At 63.4% G+C, this 26901-nt stretch carries 29 protein-coding genes; 15 read left to right on the forward strand and 14 right to left on the reverse strand.

The window, feature by feature from the left end; all coding sequences use genetic code 11:
- Positions 1–59 precede the first annotated feature (59 nt).
- Genes aroK through pilM form a run of 5 tightly spaced genes read right to left on the reverse strand, consistent with a single transcriptional unit; the run spans position 60 to position 4187 of the window.
- Entirely contained in the window at positions 60–578 is a 519-nt protein-coding gene (aroK, locus tag FEM01_RS15945) for a shikimate kinase AroK (RefSeq protein WP_138220451.1), read from the reverse strand.
- A gap of 4 nt (positions 579–582) precedes the next feature.
- Entirely contained in the window at positions 583–1791 is a 1209-nt protein-coding gene (locus tag FEM01_RS15950; protein ID WP_138220452.1) for a type IV pilus secretin PilQ, read from the reverse strand.
- The gene (locus FEM01_RS15955) at positions 1751–2773 is read right to left on the reverse strand and encodes a pilus assembly protein PilP (protein ID WP_138220453.1); all 1023 of its coding nucleotides are present in this window, start codon (positions 2771–2773) and stop codon (positions 1751–1753) included. Before FEM01_RS15955 ends, FEM01_RS15950 begins: the two co-directional genes overlap by 41 nt.
- Positions 2770–3309, reverse strand: a complete 540-nt coding sequence (locus tag FEM01_RS15960; RefSeq protein WP_138220454.1) for a PilN domain-containing protein — start codon at positions 3307–3309, stop codon at positions 2770–2772. The genes FEM01_RS15955 and FEM01_RS15960 overlap by 4 nt, the downstream gene beginning before the upstream one ends.
- Positions 3306–4187 (reverse strand): type IV pilus biogenesis protein PilM, encoded by an 882-nt coding sequence (gene pilM / locus FEM01_RS15965; RefSeq protein WP_138220456.1) that lies wholly within the window; start codon positions 4185–4187, stop codon positions 3306–3308. Before pilM ends, FEM01_RS15960 begins: the two co-directional genes overlap by 4 nt.
- A 171-nt stretch (positions 4188–4358) precedes the next feature.
- On the opposite strand from pilM, the gene FEM01_RS15970 reads away from it, so the two are divergent.
- Complete coding sequence (locus FEM01_RS15970; protein WP_416780984.1) at positions 4359–6809, forward strand: penicillin-binding protein 1A; 2451 nt, start codon at positions 4359–4361, stop codon at positions 6807–6809.
- A gap of 146 nt (positions 6810–6955) precedes the next feature.
- Here FEM01_RS15970 and FEM01_RS15975 read toward each other — a convergent pair whose 3' ends face one another.
- The 3 genes from FEM01_RS15975 to rpmE form a co-directional block, all read right to left on the reverse strand.
- Positions 6956–8224: a malic enzyme-like NAD(P)-binding protein gene (locus FEM01_RS15975; protein WP_138220458.1), complete on the reverse strand. Its 1269-nt coding sequence runs from the start codon at positions 8222–8224 to the stop codon at positions 6956–6958.
- A gap of 179 nt (positions 8225–8403) precedes the next feature.
- Positions 8404–9225 (reverse strand): thermonuclease family protein, encoded by an 822-nt coding sequence (locus FEM01_RS15980; protein ID WP_138220460.1) that lies wholly within the window; start codon positions 9223–9225, stop codon positions 8404–8406.
- 2 nt (positions 9226–9227) lie between these two features.
- Positions 9228–9443: a 50S ribosomal protein L31 gene (gene rpmE / locus FEM01_RS15985; protein ID WP_023378219.1), complete on the reverse strand. Its 216-nt coding sequence runs from the start codon at positions 9441–9443 to the stop codon at positions 9228–9230.
- A 168-nt stretch (positions 9444–9611) separates the two neighbouring features.
- Between rpmE and FEM01_RS15990 the strand changes: the two genes are divergently transcribed.
- The 3 genes from FEM01_RS15990 to FEM01_RS16000 all read left to right on the forward strand — a co-directional run bounded on the left by FEM01_RS15990 (position 9612) and on the right by FEM01_RS16000 (position 14451).
- Positions 9612–11831: a primosomal protein N' gene (locus FEM01_RS15990; RefSeq protein ID WP_138220461.1), complete on the forward strand. Its 2220-nt coding sequence runs from the start codon at positions 9612–9614 to the stop codon at positions 11829–11831.
- A 189-nt stretch (positions 11832–12020) separates the two neighbouring features.
- On the forward strand, positions 12021–13757 hold the full coding sequence (gene argS / locus FEM01_RS15995) for an arginine--tRNA ligase (protein WP_138220462.1): 1737 nt from the start codon (positions 12021–12023) through the stop codon (positions 13755–13757).
- A gap of 1 nt (position 13758) precedes the next feature.
- Positions 13759–14451 (forward strand): SPOR domain-containing protein, encoded by a 693-nt coding sequence (locus FEM01_RS16000; protein ID WP_138220463.1) that lies wholly within the window; start codon positions 13759–13761, stop codon positions 14449–14451.
- 195 nt (positions 14452–14646) lie between these two features.
- On the opposite strand, the gene FEM01_RS16005 is transcribed toward FEM01_RS16000, so the two are convergent.
- Positions 14647–15072 (reverse strand): NINE protein, encoded by a 426-nt coding sequence (locus FEM01_RS16005; RefSeq protein ID WP_138220464.1) that lies wholly within the window; start codon positions 15070–15072, stop codon positions 14647–14649.
- A 157-nt stretch (positions 15073–15229) separates the two neighbouring features.
- On the opposite strand from FEM01_RS16005, the gene FEM01_RS16010 reads away from it, so the two are divergent.
- Positions 15230–15868, forward strand: coding sequence for a C40 family peptidase (locus FEM01_RS16010; protein WP_138220465.1), 639 nt, complete (start codon positions 15230–15232; stop codon positions 15866–15868).
- Positions 15869–15892: 24 nt separating this feature from the next.
- Here the strand turns inward: FEM01_RS16010 and FEM01_RS16015 are convergent, their stop codons facing one another.
- Positions 15893–16885, reverse strand: a complete 993-nt coding sequence (locus FEM01_RS16015) for a type IV pilus twitching motility protein PilT (protein ID WP_138220466.1) — start codon at positions 16883–16885, stop codon at positions 15893–15895.
- A 65-nt stretch (positions 16886–16950) separates the two neighbouring features.
- Here FEM01_RS16015 and FEM01_RS16020 point away from each other — a divergent pair, with 65 nt between their 5' ends.
- The 9 genes from FEM01_RS16020 to FEM01_RS16060 all read left to right on the forward strand — a co-directional run bounded on the left by FEM01_RS16020 (position 16951) and on the right by FEM01_RS16060 (position 23512).
- Positions 16951–17637 (forward strand): YggS family pyridoxal phosphate-dependent enzyme, encoded by a 687-nt coding sequence (locus FEM01_RS16020; protein ID WP_138220467.1) that lies wholly within the window; start codon positions 16951–16953, stop codon positions 17635–17637.
- 38 nt (positions 17638–17675) lie between these two features.
- Positions 17676–18494 (forward strand): pyrroline-5-carboxylate reductase, encoded by an 819-nt coding sequence (gene proC / locus FEM01_RS16025; protein ID WP_138220468.1) that lies wholly within the window; start codon positions 17676–17678, stop codon positions 18492–18494.
- 11 nt (positions 18495–18505) lie between these two features.
- Positions 18506–19096 (forward strand): YggT family protein, encoded by a 591-nt coding sequence (locus tag FEM01_RS16030; protein WP_138220469.1) that lies wholly within the window; start codon positions 18506–18508, stop codon positions 19094–19096.
- Positions 19097–19183: 87 nt separating this feature from the next.
- On the forward strand, positions 19184–20323 hold the full coding sequence (gene metX, locus FEM01_RS16035) for a homoserine O-succinyltransferase MetX (RefSeq protein ID WP_138220470.1): 1140 nt from the start codon (positions 19184–19186) through the stop codon (positions 20321–20323).
- Positions 20324–20330: 7 nt separating this feature from the next.
- Positions 20331–20951 carry a methionine biosynthesis protein MetW gene (metW, locus tag FEM01_RS16040; protein WP_138220471.1) on the forward strand — a complete coding sequence of 207 codons (621 nt, stop codon included), beginning with the start codon at positions 20331–20333 and terminating at the stop codon, positions 20949–20951.
- A 25-nt stretch (positions 20952–20976) separates the two neighbouring features.
- Positions 20977–21411, forward strand: coding sequence for a DUF4426 domain-containing protein (locus FEM01_RS16045; protein WP_138220472.1), 435 nt, complete (start codon positions 20977–20979; stop codon positions 21409–21411).
- Positions 21408–22004: an RdgB/HAM1 family non-canonical purine NTP pyrophosphatase gene (gene rdgB / locus FEM01_RS16050; protein ID WP_138220473.1), complete on the forward strand. Its 597-nt coding sequence runs from the start codon at positions 21408–21410 to the stop codon at positions 22002–22004. The genes FEM01_RS16045 and rdgB overlap by 4 nt, the downstream gene beginning before the upstream one ends.
- Positions 22001–23176: a radical SAM family heme chaperone HemW gene (gene hemW / locus FEM01_RS16055; RefSeq protein ID WP_138220474.1), complete on the forward strand. Its 1176-nt coding sequence runs from the start codon at positions 22001–22003 to the stop codon at positions 23174–23176. Before rdgB ends, hemW begins: the two co-directional genes overlap by 4 nt.
- A 9-nt stretch (positions 23177–23185) precedes the next feature.
- Positions 23186–23512 (forward strand): DUF3392 family protein, encoded by a 327-nt coding sequence (locus tag FEM01_RS16060; RefSeq protein ID WP_138220475.1) that lies wholly within the window; start codon positions 23186–23188, stop codon positions 23510–23512.
- 255 nt (positions 23513–23767) lie between these two features.
- Here FEM01_RS16060 and trmB read toward each other — a convergent pair whose 3' ends face one another.
- The 4 genes from trmB to FEM01_RS16080 form a co-directional block, all read right to left on the reverse strand.
- Positions 23768–24490 (reverse strand): tRNA (guanosine(46)-N7)-methyltransferase TrmB, encoded by a 723-nt coding sequence (trmB, locus tag FEM01_RS16065; RefSeq protein WP_138220476.1) that lies wholly within the window; start codon positions 24488–24490, stop codon positions 23768–23770.
- A gap of 9 nt (positions 24491–24499) precedes the next feature.
- Complete coding sequence (locus tag FEM01_RS16070; protein WP_138220477.1) at positions 24500–25312, reverse strand: thiazole synthase; 813 nt, start codon at positions 25310–25312, stop codon at positions 24500–24502.
- A 53-nt stretch (positions 25313–25365) separates the two neighbouring features.
- Positions 25366–25566, reverse strand: a complete 201-nt coding sequence (thiS, locus tag FEM01_RS16075) for a sulfur carrier protein ThiS (protein ID WP_138220478.1) — start codon at positions 25564–25566, stop codon at positions 25366–25368.
- A gap of 103 nt (positions 25567–25669) precedes the next feature.
- Positions 25670–26041 (reverse strand): DUF423 domain-containing protein, encoded by a 372-nt coding sequence (locus FEM01_RS16080; RefSeq protein ID WP_138220479.1) that lies wholly within the window; start codon positions 26039–26041, stop codon positions 25670–25672.
- A 64-nt stretch (positions 26042–26105) separates the two neighbouring features.
- Between FEM01_RS16080 and mtgA the strand changes: the two genes are divergently transcribed.
- Positions 26106–26816, forward strand: a complete 711-nt coding sequence (gene mtgA / locus FEM01_RS16085; protein ID WP_138220480.1) for a monofunctional biosynthetic peptidoglycan transglycosylase — start codon at positions 26106–26108, stop codon at positions 26814–26816.
- The last annotated feature ends 85 nt before the right edge of the window (positions 26817–26901 follow it).

A 26901-nucleotide genomic window follows, 5' to 3' on the forward strand; every position in this document is an offset into this window, starting at 1 on the left:
AGCACTGCGCGGTGACGTTCAACCCAGCTCGGCATTGGTCGCCGAGGATAGACCCCGGCTTAGCGGGGCGGCAACTGCTGCAAACGCTCGAGAATGTCGAGTACGACCATGCGTGGCGGCCGTTCGTCGGTTTCCACCACCAGGTCGGCAATCTCCCGATAAAGCGGGTCGCGCGCCTCCAGCAGGGCACGCAGGGTGGCCTCTGGATTTGCAGTGCGCAGCAAAGGCCGGTTGCGGTCGCGGGCCGTACGCCCGACCTGCTGCTCGACCGAGGCGTGCAGGTAGATCACCCGCCCACCCGCGTGCAATGCAGCGCGGTTCGCCTCGCGCATGACGGCGCCACCTCCGGTGGCCAGCACAACGCCATCCAACGCACAAAGTTCGGCGATCATCGCCTGCTCGCGGTCGCGAAAGCCCGGCTCGCCCTCTCTGTCGAAGATCCACGGGATATTGGCGCCGGTTCGCAGCTCGATTTCCTTGTCGGAATCCTTGAACAGCAGGCGCAGCTCTTTGGCCAACAGGCGCCCGATGGTGCTCTTTCCAGCGCCCATGGGCCCTACAAGTATCAAATTTCGCACAGAATCAACGACTCACAGCAATCGCCTGGTCATTCATGATACGCGGAGTCAGGAAGACCAGCAGCTCAGATTTTTTCTCTTGTAATGCATCGCGTCGAAACAGCCGCCCAACATACGGCAGATCGCCGAAAAATGGCACCTTGTCGATCACTTTGTTCTGCGACGTCGAGTACACGCCACCAATCACAATGGTCTGCCCATCGGTGACTCGCACCTTGGCATTGACCTCGTTCTTGCGAATCGGCGGGACGTTGTTCAGTGCATTGACGAAATCGGGCTCATCCTTGGTCACCCGCACCTGCATCACCACCTTGCCATCCGGCGTGATCTGCGGGGTCACTTCCAGCGACAACGAAGCCTCGCGAAAGGAGATGGAGGTGGCGCCGCTCTTGCTGGTTTCCTGGTAAGGCACCTCGGTGCCTTTGAGGATCCGTGCGGTTTCCTTGTCGGCGGTGACCACCTTGGGCTGCGAGATGATTTCGCCATGACCACTCTTTTCCATGGCACTGAGTTCAAGGTCGAGCAAGATGTCGCTGCGCAAAAGCCCCACCCCCAGGCTGGACGTGGCACGCTCAACACCCAGGTCAACGAATACATCCTCGCCCAGGCGGGCGCCCTCCTTGTACAGCTCAGGCCCCCAGCGCACGCCCAGCACCCGTTCGTAATCGATACTCGCCTCGACGATCCGCGCCTCGATCATGACCTGACGAACGGGCATGTCCAGTTGCGTCACCAGGGCGCGTATCTGGGCAAGCCGCCTCGCGGGCTGCGCGAGCACCAGGGTGTTGGTCCGGACGTCCACACCGACACTGCCACGGCCGGACAGAATGCCGTCATCGGCCAGGTTCGCCAGGAGCAGCTCCGCCAGCTCTGCGGCCTTGGCGTGGTGGATGGCGATCAATTCACGCTGCAATGGCTCATGCGCCAGTTGATCGCCCTGCTCAACAAGTTCGGCAAGTGGCGCCACCACCATCACGCTGCCCTCCACACGACGCCCAAGCCCTTTGCTACCGAGAACCAGGTCGAGCGCCTGCACCCAAGGCACCGCGTCCAGGCGCAATGTGATACGCCCCTGCACCGCGTCGCTGGCCACCAAATTGATGCCGCCAAAGTCGGCCAATACCTGTAGCACCGAACGGACCTCGACGTCCTGAAAATTCAGCGATATGGGCTCATCCTGAATGGGCCCTGCCGAAGCCAGACACGCGCTCATCCACACCGCTATCGCGCCCCCGATCAAACACTGCTTCACCCTCATCCATGACCTCCGCAGGCGCTCGCTCGTCGAGCGCCAAAAACCTCGAACGTTCCTGCCAAGCACCGGCGAGGTACACGCGTTCACGTACCTCCATGCGCTGTGCATCGACATGTACTACCCGCCCTTCGTCGCGGCCCAGGCGCTGCCCTTGCCGAATCCGATGCAAACGCCCACCGGCGAGCACCAACGCCTGGTGAATCCCGCCACGGGAAAGGCTGCCGACCATCTGCAACTGCTCCAGGGCGATGCCTGAGAGCCCCGCCTCGGCCCCCGCCACCGACCAAGGCCTGAACGGGTCGAATGACGAAACCTCGACCGCCGCCCGTGCAGGCTCATCGGCCAGCGAGGCCGGCGGCGCCAGCGCCTGGCTGGCACCGTAGGCATGTACCCGGATCTGTGCGCTGACCCAGTCGCTGCCATCGCCCCTGGCGGTCAACTTCAAATCGGCGATCTCCAGCAATCGCAGTTGCCCCGTCCACGTCTGCAACCAGGCGCGTAGCGATGGATAACGCCCGCCTACCTGCAATGCCAACGGCATCTGCCAGTAGCTGTCGGCCGGCCTCTGCACGTCCAGCACGTCGACAGCCTCGAAGACCAGCCCATGCTCATGCCCGGAGATGGCCAACTGATCGAGCAGCTCACTCATGCCTTCCCCGGCATCCAAACGCCAAAGCCCCTCCTGCAACTGTTGCCGGACATCGATCAGGGTGGCGCGCTCAACATCAAGCGCCGCAACCTGCAGCTCAAGGGCCGTCAACGCCGTCTGCGCCTGATCTGCCTGCAACAGCGCCGCTCGATAGCCCTGCTCCAGACCGCGCAGGCTCACCCCCCAAGCCAGCCCTGCCACCGCCATGACGACACTCAGCAAGGCCGCCACGCGCAAGGCCCGCGAACAGGCGAACAGCCCGCCCCAATTGATATTGGGCAAGCCGCTCATGACCAGTCGACCGGCAAGCGAGCCAGTAACAGGAACTCATCGCCACTCGCCTGGCGACGCAGGAAAACCAGCTCAAGATCACGCGCCACACCCAACGCTTCCAGGTCGCGCATCAGCTGCGCCACACTCGAGGCCGATGCCGCAAGGCCTGCGATACGCAGGCGATCGTCCTTCACACTGATTTCACCGAGCCGGGCACCGCCCGGCATGGCCCGTTCTACACCTGACAACAATTGCCAAAGCACGCTCTGCCCCTTGCGCAAGCGCGACAGTTGCTGCAACTGCGCGAACACCTCGGCATGTGCGCGGCGCAACCGCTGCGTGGCCTCAGGCACATCGCCAAGAGCCTGCGATTGAGCCTGATAACCGGCCGTAAGCGTGGATTGCCGCGCCAGTCGCTCACGCGCCCACTGATCGAGCACCACCATGCACGCCAGCGCCAGGACCAGCGTAGCGACCAAGCTCAAATGAAAGCGGCGCAACGCACTTGCCCGGCGACGTTCGCGCCAAGGCATCAGGTTCATGCGCAGGTTCATCGCAAACCTCCCAGCGCCAGCCCGCACGCCAGCGCCATCGAGGCGTGCAGTGCAGGCTCAGGACCCGCCGCGCCAACCCCCGGCAAGCACGCCAGGTGGCATGGCAGACTCAGCCGCCGGCTCAACTGCGCAGCGTATTCAGCATTGGCAGCACCTCCAGCCAGCATCAGCGCATCGACCCCGATCAGGTCCTGGCCAGGCGCCAGCAACGCCGCCACCTCGTCAAACCAGCCGCTGGAATCAGCCTGCGACCACTGCCGGCATTGCGCAACCGGCCCCTGCGACCAACAGTGCAGCGCCAACCGGTCGCTTTCGATATGCAGCAAGGCCGTACGTGGCGAGCGCCGCGCCATGACTCGGCGCAAGGCGAAGCTGTCCACTTCCACGGCGACTACCTCGAGCCCGGCCTGGGCAAACAGCTGCTCCAGCGGGTCGAGCTGACTCTGCCGACACGCGGCAATCAACACCTCGACCTTGTCCGCGGCCCGCGGTGCAGGCCCGATCAATTGAAAGTCCAGGGCAAGGTCATCAAGGGGAAATGGAAACAATTGCTCCGCCTCGGTCAGCAGTTGCCCTTCCAGGTCTTGCTCGCTGATGCCGCGTGGCAACTGCGCGACCTTGCAGATTACCTGCGCCGCAGGCAGTGCCAGTGCGACCCGGCGCTGGCGCGATCCGCAGCGCCGCCGAGCCTCACCTAACGCGCGCACCAGCGAAGGGTTGTCGTCGAAGCGCAAGGCGCCATCGGGCAACGGCTCGCAGGCCCAGCCGACGACACGCGCCTGCCCGCGCTGACGGCGCATATGAAGCATTCTTACCGCGCCGCAGGCAATATCTACCCCCAGCAGTGAACCGACATCCCTGCCAAATCGTCCAATCATGACGTTCCCTTCCTGGCCATCCGAGCCTGTGCAATTACCCCACGAGCGGTCGGGGCGTCGCCCCGGCCGGTCACCCGGAGGAGCGAAAAATGCTTATAATGCCCAGCGTTTTTTCCTGTCCGCTGGCCTCGCGTGCAATCCACTCCTCAACCTGGACACCCAAAAGCCTTGATACGCCTGCTGAAGTTCTTCTGGTGGTCTTTCGTCGCAGTTATCTGCGCGCTCGTACTCGGTGTGAGCGGTGCGTTTCTGTATCTTAGCCCCAACCTCCCGTCGGTCGATTCGCTCAGAAGCGTCCAGTTGCAAATCCCCTTGAGGGTCTATAGCAGCGACGGCAAGCTGATTGCCGAGTTCGGCGAAATGCGCCGCTCTCCAATCAAATTCCAGGAAATTCCCCCACAGTTCATACAGGCGCTTCTGTCAGCCGAGGACGATAATTTCCTCAATCACTACGGTGTCGACCCCAGCAGCCTGATGCGGGCGGCCTCGCAGTTGCTCAAGTCCGGGCACATCCAGACCGGCGGCAGCACCATCACCATGCAGGTGGCGAAGAACTTCTTCCTGACCAGCGAACGCAGCTTCTCGCGCAAGACCAACGAAATCCTGCTGGCCCTGCAGATCGAACGCGAGCTGACCAAGGACGAGATCCTCGAGCTCTACGTCAACAAGATCTACCTGGGCAACCGTGCCTACGGTATCGACGCGGCGGCGCAGGTGTACTACGGCAAGTCGATCCGCGACGTCAGCCTGGCGCAGATGGCGATGATCGCAGGCCTGCCCAAGGCTCCTTCGCGCTTCAACCCGTTGGCCAACCCCATTCGCGCCAAGGAGCGTCGCGACTGGATCCTGGGGCGCATGTACAAGCTGGGCAAGATTGATGAGGCCAGCTACCAAGCAGCCCTCGCCGAACCGCTGAACGCCAGCTACCACGTGCCCACGCCAGAAGTGAATGCCCCCTACGTCGCCGAGATGGCGCGTGCCGAAATGGTCGGCCGCTACGGCAGCGAGGCTTACACCGAAGGCTTGCGCGTCACCACCACGGTGCCGAGCGACATGCAGCAGATGGCCAACGACGCGGTGCTCAACGGCCTCTCCGAATACGACGAGCGGCATGGCTACCGTGGCCCGGAGGCGCGCTTCCCAGGCAAGACCCGCGCTGCCTGGCTGCAAGAGCTGGGCAAGCAGCGCCCACTGGGCGGCCTGGAGCCGGCCATCGTCACCCAGGTCGACAAGACCGGCCTGAAGGTCATGACCCGCACCGGCCAGGAAGAAAGCGTCGCCTGGGACACCATGAAGTGGGCTCGCCCGTACCTGAACACCAATGCACAGGGCCGCACGCCGCAGTCACCGGCCGACGTCGCCCAAGTGGGTGACTTGGTGCGCCTGCAACGCTTACCTGAGGGCACGCTGAAGTTCAGCCAGGTACCTGCGGCGCAGAGTGCGCTGGTCACTCTCGATCCTTACGACGGTGCGATCCGCGCGCTGGTTGGTGGGTTCTCGTTCGAGCAAAGCAACTACAACCGCGCCACCCAGGCCAAGCGCCAGCCAGGCTCGAGCTTCAAACCTTTCGTCTACAGCGCCGCACTGGATAACGGCTACACCGCCGCCAGCCTGGTCAACGATGCACCGATCGTGTTCGTCGATGAGTACCTGGACAAAGTCTGGCGTCCGAAGAACGACACCAACACCTTCCTCGGCCCGATTCGCATGCGCGAAGCGCTGTACAAATCACGCAACCTGGTTTCGATCCGCCTGTTGCAGGCCATGGGCGTAGATAGCACGATCGACTACATCGCCAAGTTCGGCTTCAACAAGCAGGACCTGCCGCGCAACCTGTCGCTAGCACTGGGCACCGCCACGCTGACGCCGATGGAAATCGCCACTGGCTGGAGCACCTTCGCCAACGGTGGCTACAAGATCAACCCGTACCTGATCCAGCGCGTGGAGAGCCGTAGCGGCGAGACACTGTTCACCGCCAACCCGCCACGCGTCCCGCAAGGCGCTCAGGACCAGGCCGGCCTTGCCGCCCCGGAACAGTCCATCAGCGTTGCCCCCATGCCAGGCGAAGCGCCTTCGGCCCTGGGTCAGGTCGCCCCAGCAGCACAGGCACCAGCGGTGGCCGAGCGCATCATCGATGGCCGCACCACTTATATCCTCACCAGCATGCTGCAGGACGTGATCAAGCGCGGCACCGGCCGCCGCGCCATGGCGCTGGGCCGCAGCGACCTAGCCGGCAAGACCGGCACCACCAACGAGTCCAAGGATGCCTGGTTCTCCGGTTACAACGCCGACTACATGACTACCGTATGGGTAGGCTTCGACCAGCCGGAAAGCCTCGGTCGCCGCGAATATGGCGGCACCGTGGCGCTGCCGATCTGGATGAACTTCATGGGCGCGGCGCTCAAGGGCAAGCCTGAGCATGCCCCGGCTGAGCCAGAAGGCATTCTCAGCCTGCGAGTCGACCCGGTCAGTGGCCGCGCCGCCACCCCGAGCACGCCGAACGCCTACTTCGAGCTGTTCAAGGCCGAAGACTCGCCGCCGTCGGTGGACGAGCTGGGCAATGGCGCAGCACCGGGCAGCCCTCTGCCGGCAGATGAATCCGCGCCTATGGATCTGTTCTGATAGCAGCAAGTTTCGAGCGGCAAGCGGATCTGCGTCCGGCCTTGCGCAGGTGCAACGGCAGACATCGAACGGCTTGTCGCTTGAAGCTCGAAACTGAAGCAAAAAAAAACCGGCTCATATGAGCCGGTTCTTTTTTGCGTGCTGTATTAGCCGTTGAACACGTCATCCACGCTCTTGAGCGGGTAGTGCTTCGGATACGGCAGGGTAGCCACGCCGGATTCGATGGCGGCCTTGGCCACAGCGTCGGAAACGACGGTGATCAGGCGAGCGTCCAGCGGCTTCGGAATGATGTACTCACGGCCAAATTCCAGACCTTCGACGCCATACGCTTCGCAAACTTCCTTCGGAACCGGCAGCTTGGCTAGGTCTTTCAGAGCGATGGCCGCGGCGATCTTCATTTCTTCGTTGATGCGCTTGGCGCGAACGTCCAGAGCACCGCGGAAGATGAATGGGAAGCCGAGTACGTTGTTGACCTGGTTCGGGTAGTCCGAACGACCGGTAGCCATGATCACGTCGCTGCGAGTGGCGTGGGCCAGCTCAGGAGCGATTTCCGGGTCCGGGTTCGAGCAGGCGAACACGATCGGGTTGGCAGCCATCGACTTAAGGCCTTCTGCGCTCAGCAGGTTCGGGCCGGACAGGCCAACGAACACATCGGCGCCGTCGAGGGCGTCAGCCAGGGTGCGCTTATCGGTGGCGTGGGCGAACTGGGCCTTGTATTGGTTCAGGTCGTCACGGCCAGCGTGGATCACACCGCTGCGGTCGATCATGAAGATGTTCTCGACCTTGGCGCCCATGCTGACCAGCAGCTTCATGCAGGAGATGGCCGCAGCGCCAGCACCCAGGCAGACGATCTTGGCGTCTTCGAGTGTCTTGCCGGCGATTTCCAGGGCGTTGATCATGCCGGCTGCGGTAACGATGGCGGTACCGTGCTGGTCATCGTGGAAGACCGGGATGTCACACTGCTCGATCAGGGTGCGCTCGATCTCGAAGCACTCAGGTGCTTTGATGTCTTCGAGGTTGATGCCACCGAAGGTGATGGAGATGCGACGCACGGTGTCGATGAAGGCTTGCGGGCTTTCCGATTCGACTTCGATATCAAAAACATCGATGCCGGCGAAACGCTTGAACAGAACACCCTTGCCTTCCATGACCGGCTTCGAGGCCAGCGGGCCCAGGTCACCCAGACCCAGAATCGCGGTACCGTCGGAGATCACCGCAACCAGGTTGCCTTTGCCGGTGTATTTGTAGGCCAACTCTGCATCACGGCCAATTTCGCGCACAGGCTCGGCGACGCCTGGGCTGTAGGCCAGGGCGAGGTCGCGGGCGGTGGCGGTGGGCTTGGTGAGCTCGACGCTCAGTTTCCCTGGACGGGGCTGAGCATGGTATTCGAGAGCGGCGGTTTTCAGGTCTGACATGATGGGCATTCCGCTGTTTACTGTTCTGACGGACCGCCGAGGATACGCAAAGTGCCGGAGGGCGACAAGACTGCCCGGTCACGAGTGTCAAGGCCTTTGGCCTACGACTTTACGCTAAAACCCACGGGGTTTTGGAAAGGCAAGTGTGTACAATTAGGAAGCTAAATGTCTACAACTATTTAACCAGAAACCGGCGTCAACATGCTCGGATCGGTCAATGGCAACAGCCAGCGTCGCTGCCCAGGCGTGAGGCCACCTTTTCGGGAACGGTCCACCACCCAACCACGCGCCTCGACCTGGCGTCCCTTGAGGTTATCCACAAAGCCTGGAGGAAAGTGGCGACGCAGACGAGCGGGGATGTTCAGCACCACAGCGCCATCCAGTTCAAGCCAGATACCGCCACGATTAGCCTCGACCTTGCTTATTTTGCCGCTTATCACTGCAAAGCCGGCTTGATCGAGGCGCCGCGCGGAGCGCACCGGTGATTGGCGCCACAGCCCTTTGCGGGCTTGCCGGGCCTGTCGCTCGGCCTGCTGCTGGCAGGCGGACAAACGCACATTTGGCGCGACCGCAACCCGGTAGCCCAGCCCCTCGCTGAGCAGTTGTGCTTCGAGATTGTTGCCAGTCCGGCTGTAGATATGCGCCAGGGTCCGGCCATACTTGTCCTTGGACTGCGCTCCGGGCACCAGGCCTAACTTGCCGTCACTGGCCTTGACCAAGGCTTGCAAGCGTTGCCTGGCGGCCTCGGCGTAAGGCTCTGCAACACGCCCATTGCGACCAAGCTCCGGGGCATTGATGCCGATCAGGCGCACGCTGCGCCCATCGACCAGCCGAATGGTATCGCCATCGACCACCTGTCGCACCGCCACCGGCTGGGCGCGCTCGGGGAGCGGACAGAAGGCCTGCGCCTGTGCCTGCCAGATCGCGCCCATAAAAAAGGCGCCCACAAGGAGCGCCTTTTCTTGCAACAGTGCGAACCTCAAGAGATTCGCCATGCGCATGATTACTTCTTGGTACCGAACATACCGAAGCGATCGGCGAACTTCTGTACGCGACCACCGGTGTCCAGGACTTTTTGCTTGCCAGTGTAGAACGGGTGGCACTGGGAGCAAACGTCGATCGCCAGCGGCTTGGCCAAGGTCGAACGGGTTTCGAATTTGTTGCCGCAGCTGCAGGTGACTGCAACTACTTCGTAGTTCGGATGAATATCTGCTTTCATGGTCACTTCCTCGAGCTGCGTGCCGCCACCCAACACCATTGTTGAATACCGCACGTAATTAGGCGGCGAATAATACCAGAGCACAGCCGCAGCGCAAGTTGTCGCTTGCACCGACCGTCGTCTGCTAGGCTCGCCGGATTGCCGAAATGCCCTCCAGAGACCTTCCGCGTGTCCGACGTCATCCTGCGCCTTGCCCTACCCTCGCCCCTGCGTCGCCTGTTCGACTACCGGGCGCCGGCAAGCCTGGCGCGCCAGCCCCTGACGCCCGGCATGCGCATTCGCGTGCCGTTCGGGCGCCGCGAGATGATCGGCGTGCTGGTGGAAGTGGCGCAACAAAGTGAAGTGCCCGCCGACAAGCTCAAGCCGGCCATTGCCCTGCTCGACCCGGTCTCGCCGATCCCGCCAGCGCTGTTCAAGCTGTGCCTGTGGACCGCCCAGTATTACCAGCACAGCCTTGGCGACACACTGAACTGGGCCCTGCCAACCCTGCTGCGCCAGGGCGAGGCGGCCGAAGCCCGGCAGGAGCGTTTCTGGCACGTGACCCCAGGCGCACGCCTGGAAGACCCGCGCATCGCCCGTGCCCCGCGCCAGCGCGAAGCCCTCAAGACCCTGTCGCAGCACCCGCATGGGGTGGCCCACAGCCTGCTGGGCAAACTGGGCCTGAACAAGGACAGCCTCGACCTGCTGTTGGCCAAGGAGCTGGTCAACATCGAAGTGCGCCGTCATTTGCCGGCGGCGCGCCACGAGCATTGGCTGGCACAGCCGGAATTGCCGCTCAATGAAGAGCAGCGCGCGGCATTCGAGGCCGTGCGCTCAGGCTTTGGCGCTTTTCACGCGTTCCTGCTCGCGGGCGTCACCGGCAGCGGTAAGACCGAGGTCTACCTGCAACTGATCCGCGAAACCCTGGAGGCCGGCAAGCAGGCGCTGATCCTAATCCCGGAGATCAACCTCGGCCCGCAGACCCTGCAACGTTTCGAGCAGCGCTTCAACGCACGCATCGCCTTGCTGCACTCGGCGGTCGCCGACCGCGAGCGCCTGGATGCCTGGCTCGCGGCCCGTGACGGCGAGGCGGACATCATCATCGGCACTCGCTCGGCCTTGTTCACGCCAATGAAGAACCCCGGCCTGATCATCATCGACGAAGAACACGACGGCTCTTATAAACAGCAGGAAGGTCTGCGCTACCACGCCCGTGACCTGGCGGTGGTGCGCGCGCACCAGGAAGGCATCCCGATCCTGCTGGGCTCGGCCACCCCTTCGCTGGAAAGCCTGCACAACGCCCACACTGGCCGCTACGGCCTGCTGCGCATGAACCAACGTGCCGGTGGCGCCCGAGCGCCGCGCTTCCTGCGTCTGGACGTGCGCAGCCTGCCGCTGGACAGCGGTATCAGCGGCCCGCTGCAACAGGCCATTCGCCAGACCCTCGAGGCCGGCCAGCAAGTGCTGGTGTTCCTTAACCGCCGCGGCTTCGCCCCGACCCTGCTATGCCATGATTGCGGCTGGCTGTCCGAATGCCCACGCTGCGACGCACGCATGACGGTACACCAACGCTCGGCGGTGCTGCGCTGCCACCACTGTGGCTACGACGAACACCTGCCGCTGCAATGCCCGCAATGCGCCCACGTCGACCTGCGCCCAGTGGGCGCCGGCACCGAACGCGCCGAAGAGCGGCTCAAGGTACTGTTTCCCGACTACCCGATCCTGCGTGTCGATCGCGACAGCACCTCGCGCAAGGACGCCATGCACAACCTGTTCACCACCATTCAGCGCGGCCAGCCGAGCATCCTGGTGGGCACGCAGATGCTGGCCAAGGGTCACCACTTCCCCCGAGTCACCCTGGTGGCCATCCTCGATGCCGACGGCGGGCTGTTCTCCGGCGATTTTCGTGCAGGCGAGCGCATGGCCCAACTCATCGTCCAGGTCGCAGGCCGCGCTGGGCGGGCCGAAGAACCAGGCAAGGTGATCGTACAGACCCATCTGGCGGACCATCCCCTGCTGGTTCAGTTGACCGAACAAGGCTACTTCGCCTTCGCCGAGCAAGCGCTGAGCGAGCGCCGTGCAGCCGGCCTGCCGCCATTCGCCCATCTGGCCCTACTCCGTGCCGATGCGCACAAACCGGACCAGGCCGAAGGCTTCCTCGACGAAGCCTGCGCGGCAGCTGAGCGCCTGCTGAACGAACAGGCGCTGCACGGCATCGAACTGCTGGGCCCAGTGCCAGCCCCCATGGAACGCCGAGCAGGGCGGTTTCGCGCACAACTATTGCTCCAGGCCAATGCCCGGGCGCAGCTGCATCGACTGATCAGTGCATGGTTGCTAGTGTTGGAGCAAATGCCATCCGGACGACAGGTGCGCTGGTCGCTGGATGTCGACCCGGTGGACCTTTATTGAGCTGCAAGCCGCAAGCTCCAAGCATCAAGCCACAGCGGCCCTGCGCTGGATCGACTACTTGTCGCTTGCAGCTCGTAGCTTGTAGCTCGCTGAAAGGTTGGCAACCCGTCCCCGGCAACGGATAATGCCCAGTTTTTCCACCTGCGCATCGAAGCGCCCCACCGCGCTTGCGGTCGAAAAGAGATCCCCATGAAAGACACCATTCGCCAGCTGATCCAGCAAGCCCTCACCCAACTCGTCAACGACGGCGTACTGCCTGAAGGGCTGGCGCCGGCGATCCAGGTGGAAAACGCCCGGGACAAGACCCACGGCGACTTCGCCAGCAACATCGCCATGATGCTGGCCAAGCCGGCCGGCATGAAGCCGCGCGAGCTGGCGGAAAAGCTCATCAACGCCCTGCCGGCCAGCGCCGACGTGAGCAAGGTCGAGATCGCCGGCCCCGGCTTCCTGAACTTCTTCCAGAACACCGACGCCCTGGCCAACCGCCTGGACGCTGCCCTGGCAGACGGCCACCTGGGTGTGCGCAAGGCCGGCCCTGCGCAAAAAGTGGTGATCGATATGTCGGCACCGAACCTGGCCAAGGAGATGCACGTCGGCCACCTGCGCTCGACCATCATCGGCGACAGCGTCGCCCGTGTGCTGGAGTTCCTCGGCGATGACGTCATCCGCCAGAACCACGTAGGCGACTGGGGCACCCAGTTCGGCATGCTGCTGGCCTACCTCGAAGAAAACCCGATCACCAGCGATGAGCTGTCGGACCTGGAGAACTTCTACCGCGCCGCCAAGAAACGCTTCGACGAGTCAGAAGCCTTCGCTACCCGCGCCCGTGGCCTAGTGGTCAAGCTGCAAGCCGGCGACCCGGAGTGCATGGCGCTGTGGACGCGCTTCAAGGACATCTCGCTGTCCCACTGCCAAAAGACCTACGAACTGCTCAACGTCAAGCTGAGCATGGCCGACGTGATGGGCGAGAGCGCCTACAACGACGACCTGGCCAACGTGGTCGCCGACCTCAAGGCCAAGGGCCTGCTGGTCGAAGATCAGGGCGCACAATGCGTGTTCCTCGAGGAATTCAAGAACAGCGAAGGCGAGCCCCTGCCGGTGATCGTGCAGAAGGCCGACGGCGGCTACCTGTACGCCACCACCGACCTGGCGGCGGTGCGCTACCGTAGCAACACGCTAAAGGCCGACCGCGCCCTGTACTTCGTCGACCAGCGCCAGGCATTGCACTTCAACCAGGTGTTCGAAGTCGCGCGCCGCGCAGGCTTCGTCGGCCATCCAATGCAGATGGAGCACATGGGCTTCGGCACCATGAACGGCGCCGATGGCCGTCCGTTCAAGACCCGTGACGGCGGCACCGTGAAGCTGATCGACCTGCTCAATGAGGCCAAGGATCGCGCCTACGCGCTGGTCAAGGAGAAGAACCCAGGCTTGGCCGAGCAAGAGCTGCGCCGCATCGGCGAAGTGGTAGGCATCGGCGCGGTCAAGTACGCCGACCTGTCCAAGCACCGTACCAGCGATTACAGCTTCAACTTCGAGCTGATGCTCAACTTCGAAGGCAACACCGCGCCGTACCTGCTGTATGCCTACACCCGTGTGGCGGGTGTATTCCGCAAGCTCGGCAAGGGCTTCGACGAGGTCGACGGCAGCATCGTGCTGCAAGCCGCCCACGAACAGGATTTGGCCGCGCGTCTGGCGCAGTTCGGCGAAATCCTGAACAACGTCGCCGAAAAAGGCACCCCGCACGTCCTGTGCAGCTACCTGTACGACCTCGCCGGTCTGTTCTCCAGCTTCTACGAGAACTGCCCGATCCTGTCCGCCGAAACCCCGCAACAGCAGCAGAGCCGCCTGCGCCTGGCCGCCCTGACCGGCCGGACCCTCAAGCAGGGCCTGGAGCTGCTGGGCCTGGAAACCCTGGAGCGCATGTAAGTTGGCTGCGAAGAAAAAGCCCGCACCCAAGCGCGGCGCCAGCCGCCACCAGCCGCCCGCCAAGCAGCCGATCCCCGGCTGGGTGTGGCTGGCGGTCGGCCTGACCGTCGGCGCCTTCATCGTCTTCCTGATGAAGCTCGAACCCGGTGGCGGTGATATCAAGCGCACCAAGCCCGAGCAACAGAAGCCGGAGAAAGTCGCCGAGGCGAGCAAGAACACCACCCCGACACCGCAGCAGCCGGTGAAGCCGAAGTATGACTTCTATACCCTGCTGCCCGAGTCGGAAGTGATCGTGCCGCCAGAGGCCGTACCGGAGAAGACCCCACCGGTGCCGGCGGTGCCAACCACGCCTGTCACCCCGGCAGAGGCGGCCAAGATCGACACCGCCCGCGCCCAGGCTGCGCTGATGGGTGAAACGCCACCACCGGCGCCCCCGGTGATCAAGCCGGCAGCCACCACCCAGTTCTTCCTGCAGGCCGGCTCGTTCCGCAAGCAGGCCGACGCCGACAAGGTCCGCGCGCAGATCATCCTGCTCGGCCAAGCCGTCAAGGTCGAGTCGGGGACGGTCAAGGAAGAGACCTGGTACCGCGTGATGGTCGGCCCGTTCAGCAATCGCGAACAGCTGACCGTGGCGCAAAAACAACTGGCCGGTGCAGGCTTCAGCAACCTGCTGCTGCAACAGCGCCGCCCCTGACGGGCGGCAAGCTGCAAACCCTAAGCAGCAAGTCGTAAGCTGCAAGCTGCCAGAAAAAGCAGTGGGCGTTCGCGACTAATTCCCGTCAGTTAAGCCTGTGTTGCAGTAGTTGGGGCCGCAAAGCGGCCCCCATTGGCTTAACGGACTCGCATTAGGCCTACGCGACCCGCTTTTTCTTGAAGCTTGCCGCTTGCCTTAGGCCCTACGCCGCTCGGCGTTGACCAGAGACACCTGGCTGTTCAGGGTCCAGAAGTCGTACAGCACCCCCAGCAGGAACACACCACCGGTACACAGGTAAATCAGCGCGCTGATCCACTTGCCCTGGTACAGGCGATGCACGCCGAACACCCCCAGGAACGTCAGCAGCACCCATGCCAGGCTGTAGTCGACACTGCCAGACTGGAAACGCATGTCCGCCTCGCGGTCCATCGACGGGATCAGGAACAGGTCGATCAGCCAGCCAATCCCCAACAGCCCGAGGGTGAAGAACCAGATCGTCCCAGTGATGGGCTTGCCGTAGTAGAAGCGGTGCGCTCCGGTGAAGCCGAAAATCCACAGCAAGTACCCTAGTACCTTGCTGTGCGTGTCATTGACTGCCCCACCCTTTTGATAACCATTCATTCGAAGCCCTCGTGGGATAGCTGAAAATTTTCTAACGGAAAATGTGACTTTTCCGTTTCCACCCGACATATGGTACGCGCCCACACGACCAACGGATCAGAAATTGATCAAAAAGCTGTTATAAAGTTGCGCGCCAACACTTATAAGAGCTTCAACTATGCCGCCTTTCTTCAAGACATGGCTGACCCTCTGCCTACTTTTGCCCCTGGCCGCCCACGCCACCAACCGTGAGCAACGTCTTCCCAGCGGTTTCACCGGCTACACCAGCAATGCCGATGCCTCGGTGAAACGCTCCCCGCTCCATTACCGCAACACCACCGTGCAGGCGCGCCCTAGCAACGCTGCCCGCCAGCAGGCGCAGCAGGCTGTGGCCATGTCACCCAAGCAGAGCAGCCAAGTGCTCAGCCGCGCGGTGAACGTACTCGGCACCCCTTACCGTTGGGGTGGCAGCAGCCCGAAGAAGGGTTTCGACTGTAGCGGGCTGGTCAAGTACGCCTTCAATGACGTGGCCAATGTCGACCTGCCGCGCACTTCCAACGCCATGGCTCAAGGCCAAGGCGTCAAAGTGGCCCGTGGCGACCTCAAACCAGGCGACCTGATCTTCTTCAACATCAAGAGCCGCCGGGTGAACCACGTCGCCATCTACCTAGGCAACGACCGCTTTATCCATGCGCCGCGTACCGGCAAGCGAGTGAGCATCGACAGCCTGGAGAAACCGTACTGGCAGAAGCACTACGTAGTTGCCAAACGTGTACTGCCCAAAGACCAACAGGCGCTGAACCTGGCCAAGCGCTGACGCAGCAGGGGCGCCTGCATCGCGCTACTCGATCACCCCTTGTTCCCGCAGCGCCTGCATCGCGGCCTGCAGCGTTATCATCCCCTGCCCCGCCCCTGTCTGCATCAGCGAAGGAACCTGGGCCATGCGCCCTTCGCGGATCAGATTGCGCACAGCAGGCGTCGCTACCAACACTTCGCGTGCCGCCACACGCCCGCCGCCCTTGCGCTTCAACAACACTTGCGCCACCACCAGGCGCAGCGCCTCGGCGAGCATCGCGCGCACCAGCGGTTTCTCCTCGGCAGCGAACACGTCCACCAAACGATCCACGCAGCTCACCGCCGAGCGTGTGTGCACGGTCGCCAGTACCAGGTGGCCGGTTTCAGCCGCGCGCAGCGCCAGGCGAATGCTCGGCAGATCACGTAACTCACCGATCATGATCACATCCGGGTCCTGACGCAGAGCGCTGCGCAGGCCGTGGGCAAAGCTACGGCAGTCACGGCCGATCTCGCGCTGGTTGAGCAGGCTGCGCCGCCCCGCGTGGAGGAACTCGACCGGGTCTTCCAGGGTGACGATGTGTTGCGCGCAGCGCTCGTTAAGGCGGTCGAGGAGCGCGGCCAGGGTACTGGACTTGCCACTGCCCGTCGGGCCGCCCACCAGGACCAAGCCGTCCTGACACCTCGCAAGAGCGTCGGACACTTGCTCCAGGCCCAACGCCTCGACACTTGGAATACCTGCCGGGATCAACCGCAGGCAAGCGCCTGGACCATTGCGTTGGCGAAACAGGTTCAGGCGCGAACGCCCCACCCCAGGCAAATCCAGCGCCAAGTCCAACTCATCGCCCCTCGCCCATTGCTCACGCTGCGCGCCATCGAGCAGCGCGCCCAGCCCGTGCTCCAAGGCATGGGCGGTGAGCGCCGGCAGCTCCAGGCGGTGTAGCTCTCCGTCCACACGTAGCAGTGGCGGCTCACCAGCCGCCAAGTGCAGGTCGCTGGCGCCGGCCGTCAGGGCTCGGGCCAGCAAGTCGGTCACATCCATGAGACTCCCCAAGCGCTAGCAAGCAGGTAGAATGCCGCAGACTCCAAAGCCGCCGGCGATGATCCATGTCCACCCTAGCAGACAACATTTGCGCCATTTCCGCCCGTATCCAAAGGGCAGCCGAGGTTGCCGGGCGCGACCCGGCCAGCATTCAGTTGCTGGCCGTGAGCAAGACCAAGCCCGCCAGCGCCATTCGCGAGGTCCATGCCGCTGGCGTGCGTGACTTCGGGGAAAATTACCTACAAGAAGCGCTGACAAAACAGCAGGCGCTGCGCGACCTACCCTTGATCTGGCACTTCATCGGCCCCATCCAGTCGAACAAGACCAAGGCCATCGCCGAGCATTTCGATTGGGTACATTCCGTGGACCGCCTGAAGATCGCCCAACGCCTCTCCGAGCAGCGCCCCGCCGGCCTGGCGCCTCTGAACATCTGCTTGCAGGTGAACGTCAGCGGCGAAGACAGCAAGTCCGGCTGCGCACCCGCCGACCTGCCTTCATTGGCGCAGGCCGTCAACGCCCTGCCGGGCCTGCGCCTGCGCGGGCTGATGGCCATCCCTGAACCGACCGAGGACCGCGCCGCACAGGAAGCGGCGTTCGCCACCCTGCGCCACCTGCAAGCACAACTCGACCTCGGCCTGGACACGCTGTCGATGGGCATGAGCCACGACCTGGAGGCCGCCATCGCCCAAGGTGCGACCTGGGTACGTATCGGCACCGCCTTGTTCGGGGCCCGCGATTACGGCCCACGCTGATCCATGCTTAACTCCACCTTTCCCCTCAAGGACCTGACATGAGCAAGACTCGTATTGCCTTTATCGGCGCCGGCAACATGGCCGCCAGCCTGATCGGCGGCCTGCGCGCCCAGGGCCTGGATGCCTCGCAGATCCGCGCCAGCGATCCAGGTGCCGAAACCCGCGCTCGCATTCAGGCCGAACACGGCATCGAAACCTTCGACAACAATGCACAGGCCATCGAGGGCGCCGACGTGATCGTGCTGGCGGTCAAGCCACAGGTAATGAAGGCGGTCTGCCAAGCGCTGCAGCCTAGCCTCAAGGCCAGCCAACTGGTGGTGTCCATCGCTGCCGGGATCACCTGCGCGAGCCTACAGGCCTGGCTGGGCGCAGTACCGGTGGTGCGCTGCATGCCCAATACCCCGGCGCTGCTGCGCCAAGGCGTGAGCGGGCTGTACGCCACCGGCGAAGTGTCTGCCCCGCAGCGCGAACAGGCCAGTGAGCTGCTCTCGGCCGTCGGCACGGCGCTGTGGCTGGATGCAGAACCACAACTGGACGCTGTCACCGCCGTCTCCGGCAGTGGCCCGGCTTACTTCTTCCTGCTCATCGAAGCCATGACTGCCGCTGGCGAAAAACTCGGTCTGCCGCGTGAAACCGCTTCGCAACTCACCCTGCAAACCGCCCTGGGCGCTGCCCGCATGGCCGTAGCCAGCGATGTCGAGGCTGCGGAGCTGCGCCGCCGCGTCACCTCGCCAGCTGGCACCACGGAAGCGGCGATCACCTCGTTCCAGGCCAACGGCTTCGAGGCAATCGTCGAGCAGGCACTGCAAGCCGCTGCCCGCCGCTCGGCGGAGCTGGCCGAACAACTGGGCAAATAAGGAGCCGCTGAATGAATGCACTGTCTGGCGCCGCGATTTTCGTGGTGCAAACCCTGGTCAGTCTGTACCTGGTGATCGTCCTGTTGCGCTTCGTGCTGCAACTGGTCAAGGCCGACTTCTACAACCCGCTCAGCCAGTTCGCCGTGCGCGCCACCCAGCCGCTGCTCAAGCCGCTGCGGCGGGTCATTCCGAGCATCGCAGGGCTGGATACCTCCTCGCTGTTGCTGTCGATCATCATCCAGGCACTGCTGATGGCCTTCGTCCTGATGGTCACCTACGGCACCTTCGGCGATATCCTGCATTTGCTGATGTGGGCGATCCTGGGCATCACCTCGCTGTTCCTGAAGATCTTCTGGGTCGCGATGATCGTGATGGTGATCGTCTCGTGGGTCGCGCCCAATAGCCACAACCCCGCCGCCGAGCTGGCCTACCAGATCAGCGAACCGGTGCTGGCACCGTTCCGCCGCCTGGTGCCGAACTTGGGCGGCATGGATATTTCGCCGATCTTCGCCTTCATCGCCATCCAGGTGATCCAGTCGTTCCTGATGCCGCAACTGGCCGCCTACGCCGGCATGCCACAAGAGCTGTGGCGGATGATCTGACCCACCGCTTCCCTGCGGCAAGCCATTGCTTGCCGCAGGGGGTAGCGCTCTTTAGACTTACGCCTCCGTCAAGCGTGAGCAGGGTCGATGTCCACTGTCTTTCCCGAAGATTCCGTCGGTCTGGTAACCCCCCAGATCGCCCGGTTCGATGAACCGTTGGCCCTGGCCTGTGGCCGCTCGCTGGCCTCGTACGAACTCATCTACGAAACCTATGGCCAGCTGAACGCCAACGCCAGCAACGCCGTGCTGATCTGCCATGCGCTGTCCGGCCATCACCATGCCGCCGGCTACCATGCCCCCACCGACCGCAAGCCGGGCTGGTGGGACAGCTGCATCGGCCCGGGCAAGCCGATCGACACCAACCGCTTCTTCGTGGTCAGCCTGAACAACCTCGGCGGCTGCAACGGCAGTACCGGCCCGAGCAGCCTCAACCCGGCTACCGGCAAGCCCTACGGAGCCGATTTCCCGGTGCTCACGGTCGAAGACTGGGTCCATAGCCAGGCACGCCTGGCCGATCGCCTGGGCATCCACACCTGGGCCGCCATCGTTGGCGGAAGCCTCGGCGGCATGCAGGCATTGCAGTGGACCATCACCTACCCTGACCGGGTGCGCTACTGCGTGGACATCGCCTCGGCCCCCAAGCTGTCGGCACAGAACATCGCCTTCAACGAAGTGGCGCGCCAGGCCATCCTCACCGACCCCGAATTCCACGGCGGCTCGTTCCAGGATCAGGGCGTGATCCCCAAGCGCGGCCTGATGCTGGCACGGATGGTCGGCCACATCACCTACCTGTCGGATGACTCGATGGGTGAAAAATTCGGTCGCGAACTCAAGAGCGACAAGCTCAACTACGACTTCCACAGCGTCGAATTCCAGGTCGAGAGCTATCTGCGCTACCAGGGCGAGGAGTTTTCCGGCCGCTTCGATGCCAACACCTACCTGCTGATGACCAAGGCGCTGGACTACTTCGATCCGGCCGCCGCCCACGCCGGCGACCTGGCGGCGACCCTGGCCCACGTCAAGGCGGATTACTGCATCATGTCGTTCACCACCGACTGGCGCTTCTCGCCGGCCCGTTCGCGGGAGATCGTCGATGCGCTGATGGCGGCACGCAAGAATGTCTGCTACCTGGAAATCGACTCCCCTTACGGCCACGACGCCTTCCTCATCCCGACCCCGCGCTACATGCAGGGTTTCGCGAACTACATGAACCGCATCAGCGTCTGAGGACCCCATGAGAGCCGACCTGGAAATCATCCACGACTGGATCCCCGCCGGCAGCCGGGTACTCGACCTGGGCTGCGGTAACGGCGAATTGCTCGCCTCGCTGCGAGATCGCAAGAACGTCACCGGCTATGGCCTGGAGATCGACGCCGACAACATCGCAGAATGCGTGGCCAAGGGCGTCAACGTGATCGAGCAGGACCTCGACAAAGGCCTGGGCAACTTCGCCAGCAACAGCTTCGATGTGGTGGTGATGACGCAGGCCCTGCAAGCGGTGGAATACCCTGACCGCATTCTCGACGAAATGCTGCGCGTAGGCCGCCAGTGCATCATCACCTTCCCCAATTTCGGGCACTGGCGCTGCCGCTGGTACCTGGCGACCAAGGGGCGCATGCCGGTCTCCGACTTCATGCCGTACACTTGGTACAACACGCCGAACATCCACTTCTGCACCTTCGAAGACTTCGAGAACCTGTGCCACGCACGCAACGCCAAGGTCCTCGACCGCCTGGCTGTGGACCACTTGCACCGCAATGGATTGGGCGGCCGGCTTTGGCCTAATCTTCTAGGGGAAATCGGTATCTATCGGGTCAGCAGCCCGGGCCTGCAGGAGCACCAGCTCGCGGTCTGACCACCCGCAACGGAGGAAAGGCATCATGCGTCGTCTCGCCCTGTTTCTGATCAGCCTGTGCCTGGCCCTGCCGGTACTGGCCACCGACGCCGCAAGGCCCGAACGCAAGGCCGTGTTCGGCGATGTGACGGTCCACTACAGCGCCTTCACCTCAAGCATGCTCCAGCCGGATATCGCCGCCACCACGGGCCTGACCCGCAGCAAGAACCAGGGCGTCCTCAATATTGCCGTGCTCAAAGCCGGCAAGCCGGGCGTGGCGGTGGTCAGCGGCATCGTCAAGGACCTCACCGGGCGCAGCAGCCCGCTGTCGTTCAGGCAGATCACCGAGCAGGGCTCGGTGTACTACGTAGCCCAGTTCAAGATCGAACAGGCCCAGACGCTGATCTTCGACCTGAATGTCGAGACCGGCGGGGTCAGCCATAAACTCAGCTTCAACCAGGAAGTGTTCCCAGGCGAATGATGAACCTTACGCAACTCGTGCTGGCCAGCCATAACGCCGGCAAACTCAAGGAACTACAGGCCATGCTCGGCCAGTCCGTGCAACTGCGTTCGATCGGTGAATTCAGCCAGGTCGAGCCGGAAGAAACCGGCCTGTCGTTCGTCGAGAACGCCATCCTCAAGGCCCGCAATGCCGCGCGCATCTCCGGCCTGCCAGCGCTGGCCGACGATTCGGGCCTGGCGGTGGACGCGCTGGGTGGCGCACCCGGCATCTACTCGGCGCGCTACGCTGACGGCAAGGGCGACGCGGCGAACAACGCCAAGCTGCTCGAGGCGCTCAAAGACGTACCGCCTGCACAACGTGGTGCCCAGTTCGTGTGTGTCCTGGCACTGGTACGCCATGCCGACGATCCGCTGCCAATCCTCTGCGAAGGTCTGTGGCACGGCAGTATCCTGTTCGAGGCCAGCGGTGAGCACGGCTTCGGCTACGACCCGCTGTTCTGGGTCCCAGAGCGTAACTGCTCCAGCGCCGACCTGGCCCCGGCCGACAAGAACCAGCTCAGCCACCGCGCCCGCGCCATGGCCCTGCTGCGTCAACGCCTGGGCATGGCATGACCGTAAAGCCCTCGCACACCACGGGCGTGATCTTGCCCGAGCTTCCACCGCTGTCGCTGTACATCCATATTCCCTGGTGCGTGCGCAAATGCCCGTATTGCGACTTCAACTCGCACCAGGCCGGGCCGAACCTGCCGGAAGACGAATACGTCGACGCTCTGCTCGCCGACCTGGACCAGGAGCTGCCTGCGGTCCAGGGGCGTGCGATCAGCACGATCTTCTTCGGCGGCGGCACCCCAAGCCTGTTCAGCGCCGCAGCCCTTGGCCGCCTATTGCAGGGTGTCGAGCGGCGTATCCGATTCGCAACCGACATCGAGATCACCCTCGAAGCCAACCCTGGCACGTTCGAGCAGGAGAAATTCAAAGCCTACCGGCAGACCGGCATCAATCGCCTGTCCATTGGCGTGCAGAGTTTCCAACCCGCCAAGCTGCAAAAGCTCGGACGCATCCACAACGGCGACGAAGCGGTGCGCGCGGCAGGCATGGCCCGCGCAGCCGGTTTCGACAATTTCAACCTCGACCTGATGCACGGCCTGCCCGAGCAGTCGCTGGACGACGCCCTGGGCGACCTGCGTCAAGCCATCGACCTGGGGCCGACCCACTTGTCGTGGTACCAGCTGACCCTGGAGCCTAATACCGTGTTCTGGAGCCAGCCACCGGAACTGCCCGAGGATGACATCCTCTGGGACATCCAGGAGGCGGGCCAGGCGCTGATGGCCGCGCAAGGCTATCGCCAGTACGAGGTGTCGGCCTACGCCCAGTCCGGGCGCGCCGCACGCCACAACCTCAACTACTGGCGCTTCGGCGACTTCATCGGTATCGGCGCCGGGGCCCATGGCAAGCTGTCGTTCCCGGATGGGCGCATCCTGCGCACCTGGAAAACCCGCCTACCCAAGGATTACCTGAACCCGGCCAAACCGTTCAAAGCGGGCGAAAAGCTGCTGCCTACCGACGAATTGCCGTTCGAATTTCTAATGAACGTGCTGCGCCTGACCGACGGCGCAGAGGCCGAGCTGTTCACCCGACGCACCGGCCTGCCACTGGCGCAACTGGCCCAGGCACGCCGCGCTGCCGAACAAAAGGGCCTTTTGCAGGTCGAACCGGATCGTCTGGCGGCCACGCCTCGCGGCCAGCTGTTCCTCAACGATTTGCTGCAGTATTTCTTGAATTAAGGATGACCCATGGACCTGGTACTTGACCTGCTCTCGACCGTTTCCCGCTGGAGCCGCAGCAACCTGTCGGAAATCTCGCTGGCCCTGGTAGGCTGCCTGCTGGTGCTGTTCGGCACCGACATCAAAAGCTGGGTCGAAGCGCGCCTGGGCGGCTTGGCCGGGGCCTTGCGCGTACCGTTCATGGCCCTGCTGGTGATGATTGGCAGTGGTGCGGCACTGATCTATGCCACGCCCTGGGTGATACGTGGACTCAGCCAGTTCAATAACTATGCGTTGGCACCGGTGTTGTTGGTGGTGCTGGTATTGATTGGCGTGGTGGCAGATCGGCGCGGCTGAGCACTCGCCAAAAGCCGCCCCGGCGAACCAGGGCGGCCCTCACTTTATCGAGCCCTAGTGGGCGTCAAAGTTGATGCGGGATATTTCACTTTGACGTAGCGGCAGGGCGGTTCTAGCATTCCAGTCGCGAAGGCTCTCCAGTAAAGCTGAAGACCGCAGGCCAAGGACTCGTAACCCGAAGCCTGCATAAAAAACCGCCCTTTCAGGCGGTTTTTTTCGCCCGCAGTTTCGCAGGCCCGGCAAACGAGAGCGGTCTTAGTCCACCTTCTCAAACTTCAGGTCCCATACGCCATGCCCAAGGCGCTCGCCACGGCGTTCGAACTTAGTGATCGGGCGCTCTTGCGGACGTGGCACATAGGCGCCATCTGCCGCCTGATTGCGGTAGCCCGGGGCCACCTTCATCACTTCCAGCATGTGCTCGGCATACGGCTCCCAGTCGGTGGCCATGTGGAACACGCCGCCAACCTTGAGCTTGCTGCGCACCAGTTCGGCGAACGCCGGCTGGACGATACGGCGCTTATGGTGACGCGCCTTGTGCCAAGGATCAGGGAAGAACAGCATCAGCCGATCAAGGCTGTTGTCGGCCACGCAGCGGTTGAGCACTTCGATGGCGTCACAGTCGTACACTCGCAGGTTCTGCAGCCCCTGGGTGAGCACACCATTGAGCAGTGCGCCGACACCAGGGCGGTGCACTTCCACACCGATGAAGTCCAGCTCAGGCGAGGCCGCCGCCATTTCCAGCAGCGAGTGCCCCATGCCAAAGCCAATTTCAAGAGTGCGCGGCGCCGAACGACCGAACACCTGGTCGTAGTCGACTGGGCTGTCGGCCAGTGGCAGGATGAACAGCGGGCCGCCCTGCTCCAGGCCGCGCTGCTGGCCTTCGGTCATGCGCCCGGCACGCATGACGAAACTCTTGATGCGGCGGTGCGGGCGCTCTTCGCCGTCGGCGGTGATCGGCGTTTCTTGCGATTCAGTCATCGGGGGCTCTTACTTGATCAGACCTTCCAGCGGCGAAGACGCGCTGGCATAGAGTTTCTTCGGCATACGCCCGGCGAGGTACGCCATGCGGCCGGCGAGAATCGCGTGCTTCATGGCCTCGGCCATCAGCACCGGTTGCTGTGCATGGGCGATCGCCGAGTTCATCAGCACCGCTTCGCAGCCCATCTCCATGGCGATGGTCGCATCGGAGGCGGTACCCACGCCGGCATCGACCAGCACCGGAACTTTCGATTCTTCAAGGATGATCTGCAGGTTATACGGGTTGCAGATCCCGAGGCCCGTGCCGATCAGGCCGGCCAACGGCATCACCGCGATACAGCCAGCTTCGGCCAGCTGACGGGCGATGATCGGATCGTCGCTGGTGTAGACCATCACGTCGAAGCCATCTTTGACCAGCACTTCGGCGGCCTTGAGGGTTTCGATCACGTTGGGGAACAGAGTTTTCTGGTCAGCCAGCACTTCCAGCTTCACCAGGGTGCGGGTTTCATGGGACTTGTGCCCATCGAGCAGCTCACGGGCCAGGCGACAGGTACGTACCGCCTCAACGGCATCGAAGCAACCTGCGGTGTTCGGCAGGATGGTGTACTTGTCGGGCGAGAGCACATCGAGCAGGTTCGGCTCGCCCGCATTCTGACCGAGGTTGGTACGGCGCACGGCGACGGTGACGATCTCGGCACCCGAAGCCTCGGTGGCCAGACGAGTTTCTTCCATGTCACGGTATTTACCGGTGCCCACCAGCAGACGCGACTGGAAAGTGCGCCCGGCCAGGACGAAAGGCTTGTCGCTGCGAACGTTGCTCATCGATGTTCCTCTGGAAAGGTTACGGGGCTTGCGGGGGACTTGCCGGGGCGCGCTCAACCGCCGCCAATGGCGTGGACCACTTCGACCTGGTCGCCTTCGCGCAACGGCGTGCTCTCGTGCTGGCTACGCGGCACGATGTCCAGATTCAGTTCCACCGCCACGCGGCGACCAGCCAGCTCAAGCCGGGCCAGCAAGGCCGCGACGCTTTCGCCCGCAGGCAGCTCGTAAGGTTCACCGTTCAGTTGAATGCGCATGCGCACGGCCACCATTGTTCTTTGGGGGCCCGCATTCTAGCCCCGATCCGCCTTGCAACCCAAGGGCGATCCACGCCATTAGTCGCGATTGTGGACCGCTAAGTCAGCCCAGCCGCCAGGCGGCCAGGCCCAAGCACAACCAGCCCGCGAGAAAACACAGGCCGCCCAGGGGCGTGATGATGCCCAGCTTGCTGATGCCGGTGAGCGTAAGCAGGTACAGGCTGCCCGAGAACAGCAGAATGCCCACGGCGAACAGCCCGCCGGCCCAACCGACCAGCCGACCGGGCAAATGCGCGGCGAGTACGGCCACCCCGAAGATGGCCAGGGCGTGCACCAGTTGGTAGGTGACGCCGGTATGGAAGATCGCCAGGTAGTCGGCCGTCAGACGGTTTTTCAAGCCATGGGCAGCGAACGCGCCCAGGGCCACACCGGTAAAGCCGAAGAACGCGGCAAGCATCAGGAAGCTACGAAGCATGGGACGACTCCTCGAGAGGGGTCTGTATAATGGCCCGTTCCATCCGTCGGGCCAAGCCATCACCATGCTGTCATCTATCCTGCGTCGCTTAACCCGCGCCCTGCTCTGGTTCGCTGCCGGCAGCATTGCCGTGGTCCTGGTGCTACGCTGGGTGCCGCCGCCGGGCACGGCCTTGATGGTCGAGCGCAAGGTTCAATCATGGGTCAGCGGCGAGCCAATCGACCTGCAACGCGACTGGACCCCGTGGGATGCTATCTCCGACGAATTGAAAGTGGCGGTGATCGCCGGCGAAGACCAGAAATTCGCCAGCCACTGGGGGTTCGATATTCCTGCGATCCAGGCGGCGCTGGCCTACAACGAGCGTGGCGGGAAGATTCGCGGCGCCAGCACGCTGACCCAACAAGTGGCCAAGAACCTGTTCCTGTGGTCGGGCCGCAGTTGGCTGCGCAAAGGACTGGAGGCTTGGTTTACGGCCTTGCTGGAACTGCTCTGGTCCAAAGAGCGGATACTTGAGGTCTACCTCAATAGCGCCGAATGGGGCAAAGGTGTGTTCGGCGCCCAAGCAGCGGCACGTTATCACTTTGGTGTGGATGCCAGCCGCCTGACACGCCAGCAGGCCGCCCAACTGGCGGCGGTGCTGCCCAGCCCGATCAAGTGGAGCGCAAGCCGGCCTAGTGCGTACGTGGCCAGCCGCGCAGGCTGGATCCGGCGGCAGATGAGCCAGTTGGGTGGGCCGAGCTACCTGATGCAATTGGACACCTCGCGCAGGCCCTAGGCTGGGATGCATAACACCGCTGAACCGGTGCGAGCCGGCCAACGCCTTAGCCCTCCAGCAACACAAAAGCCGCCGTCTCTTGCGA

The sequence above is a fragment of the Pseudomonas mosselii genome (assembly GCF_005796105.1).
Classification (GTDB): domain Bacteria; phylum Pseudomonadota; class Gammaproteobacteria; order Pseudomonadales; family Pseudomonadaceae; genus Aquipseudomonas; species Aquipseudomonas mosselii_C.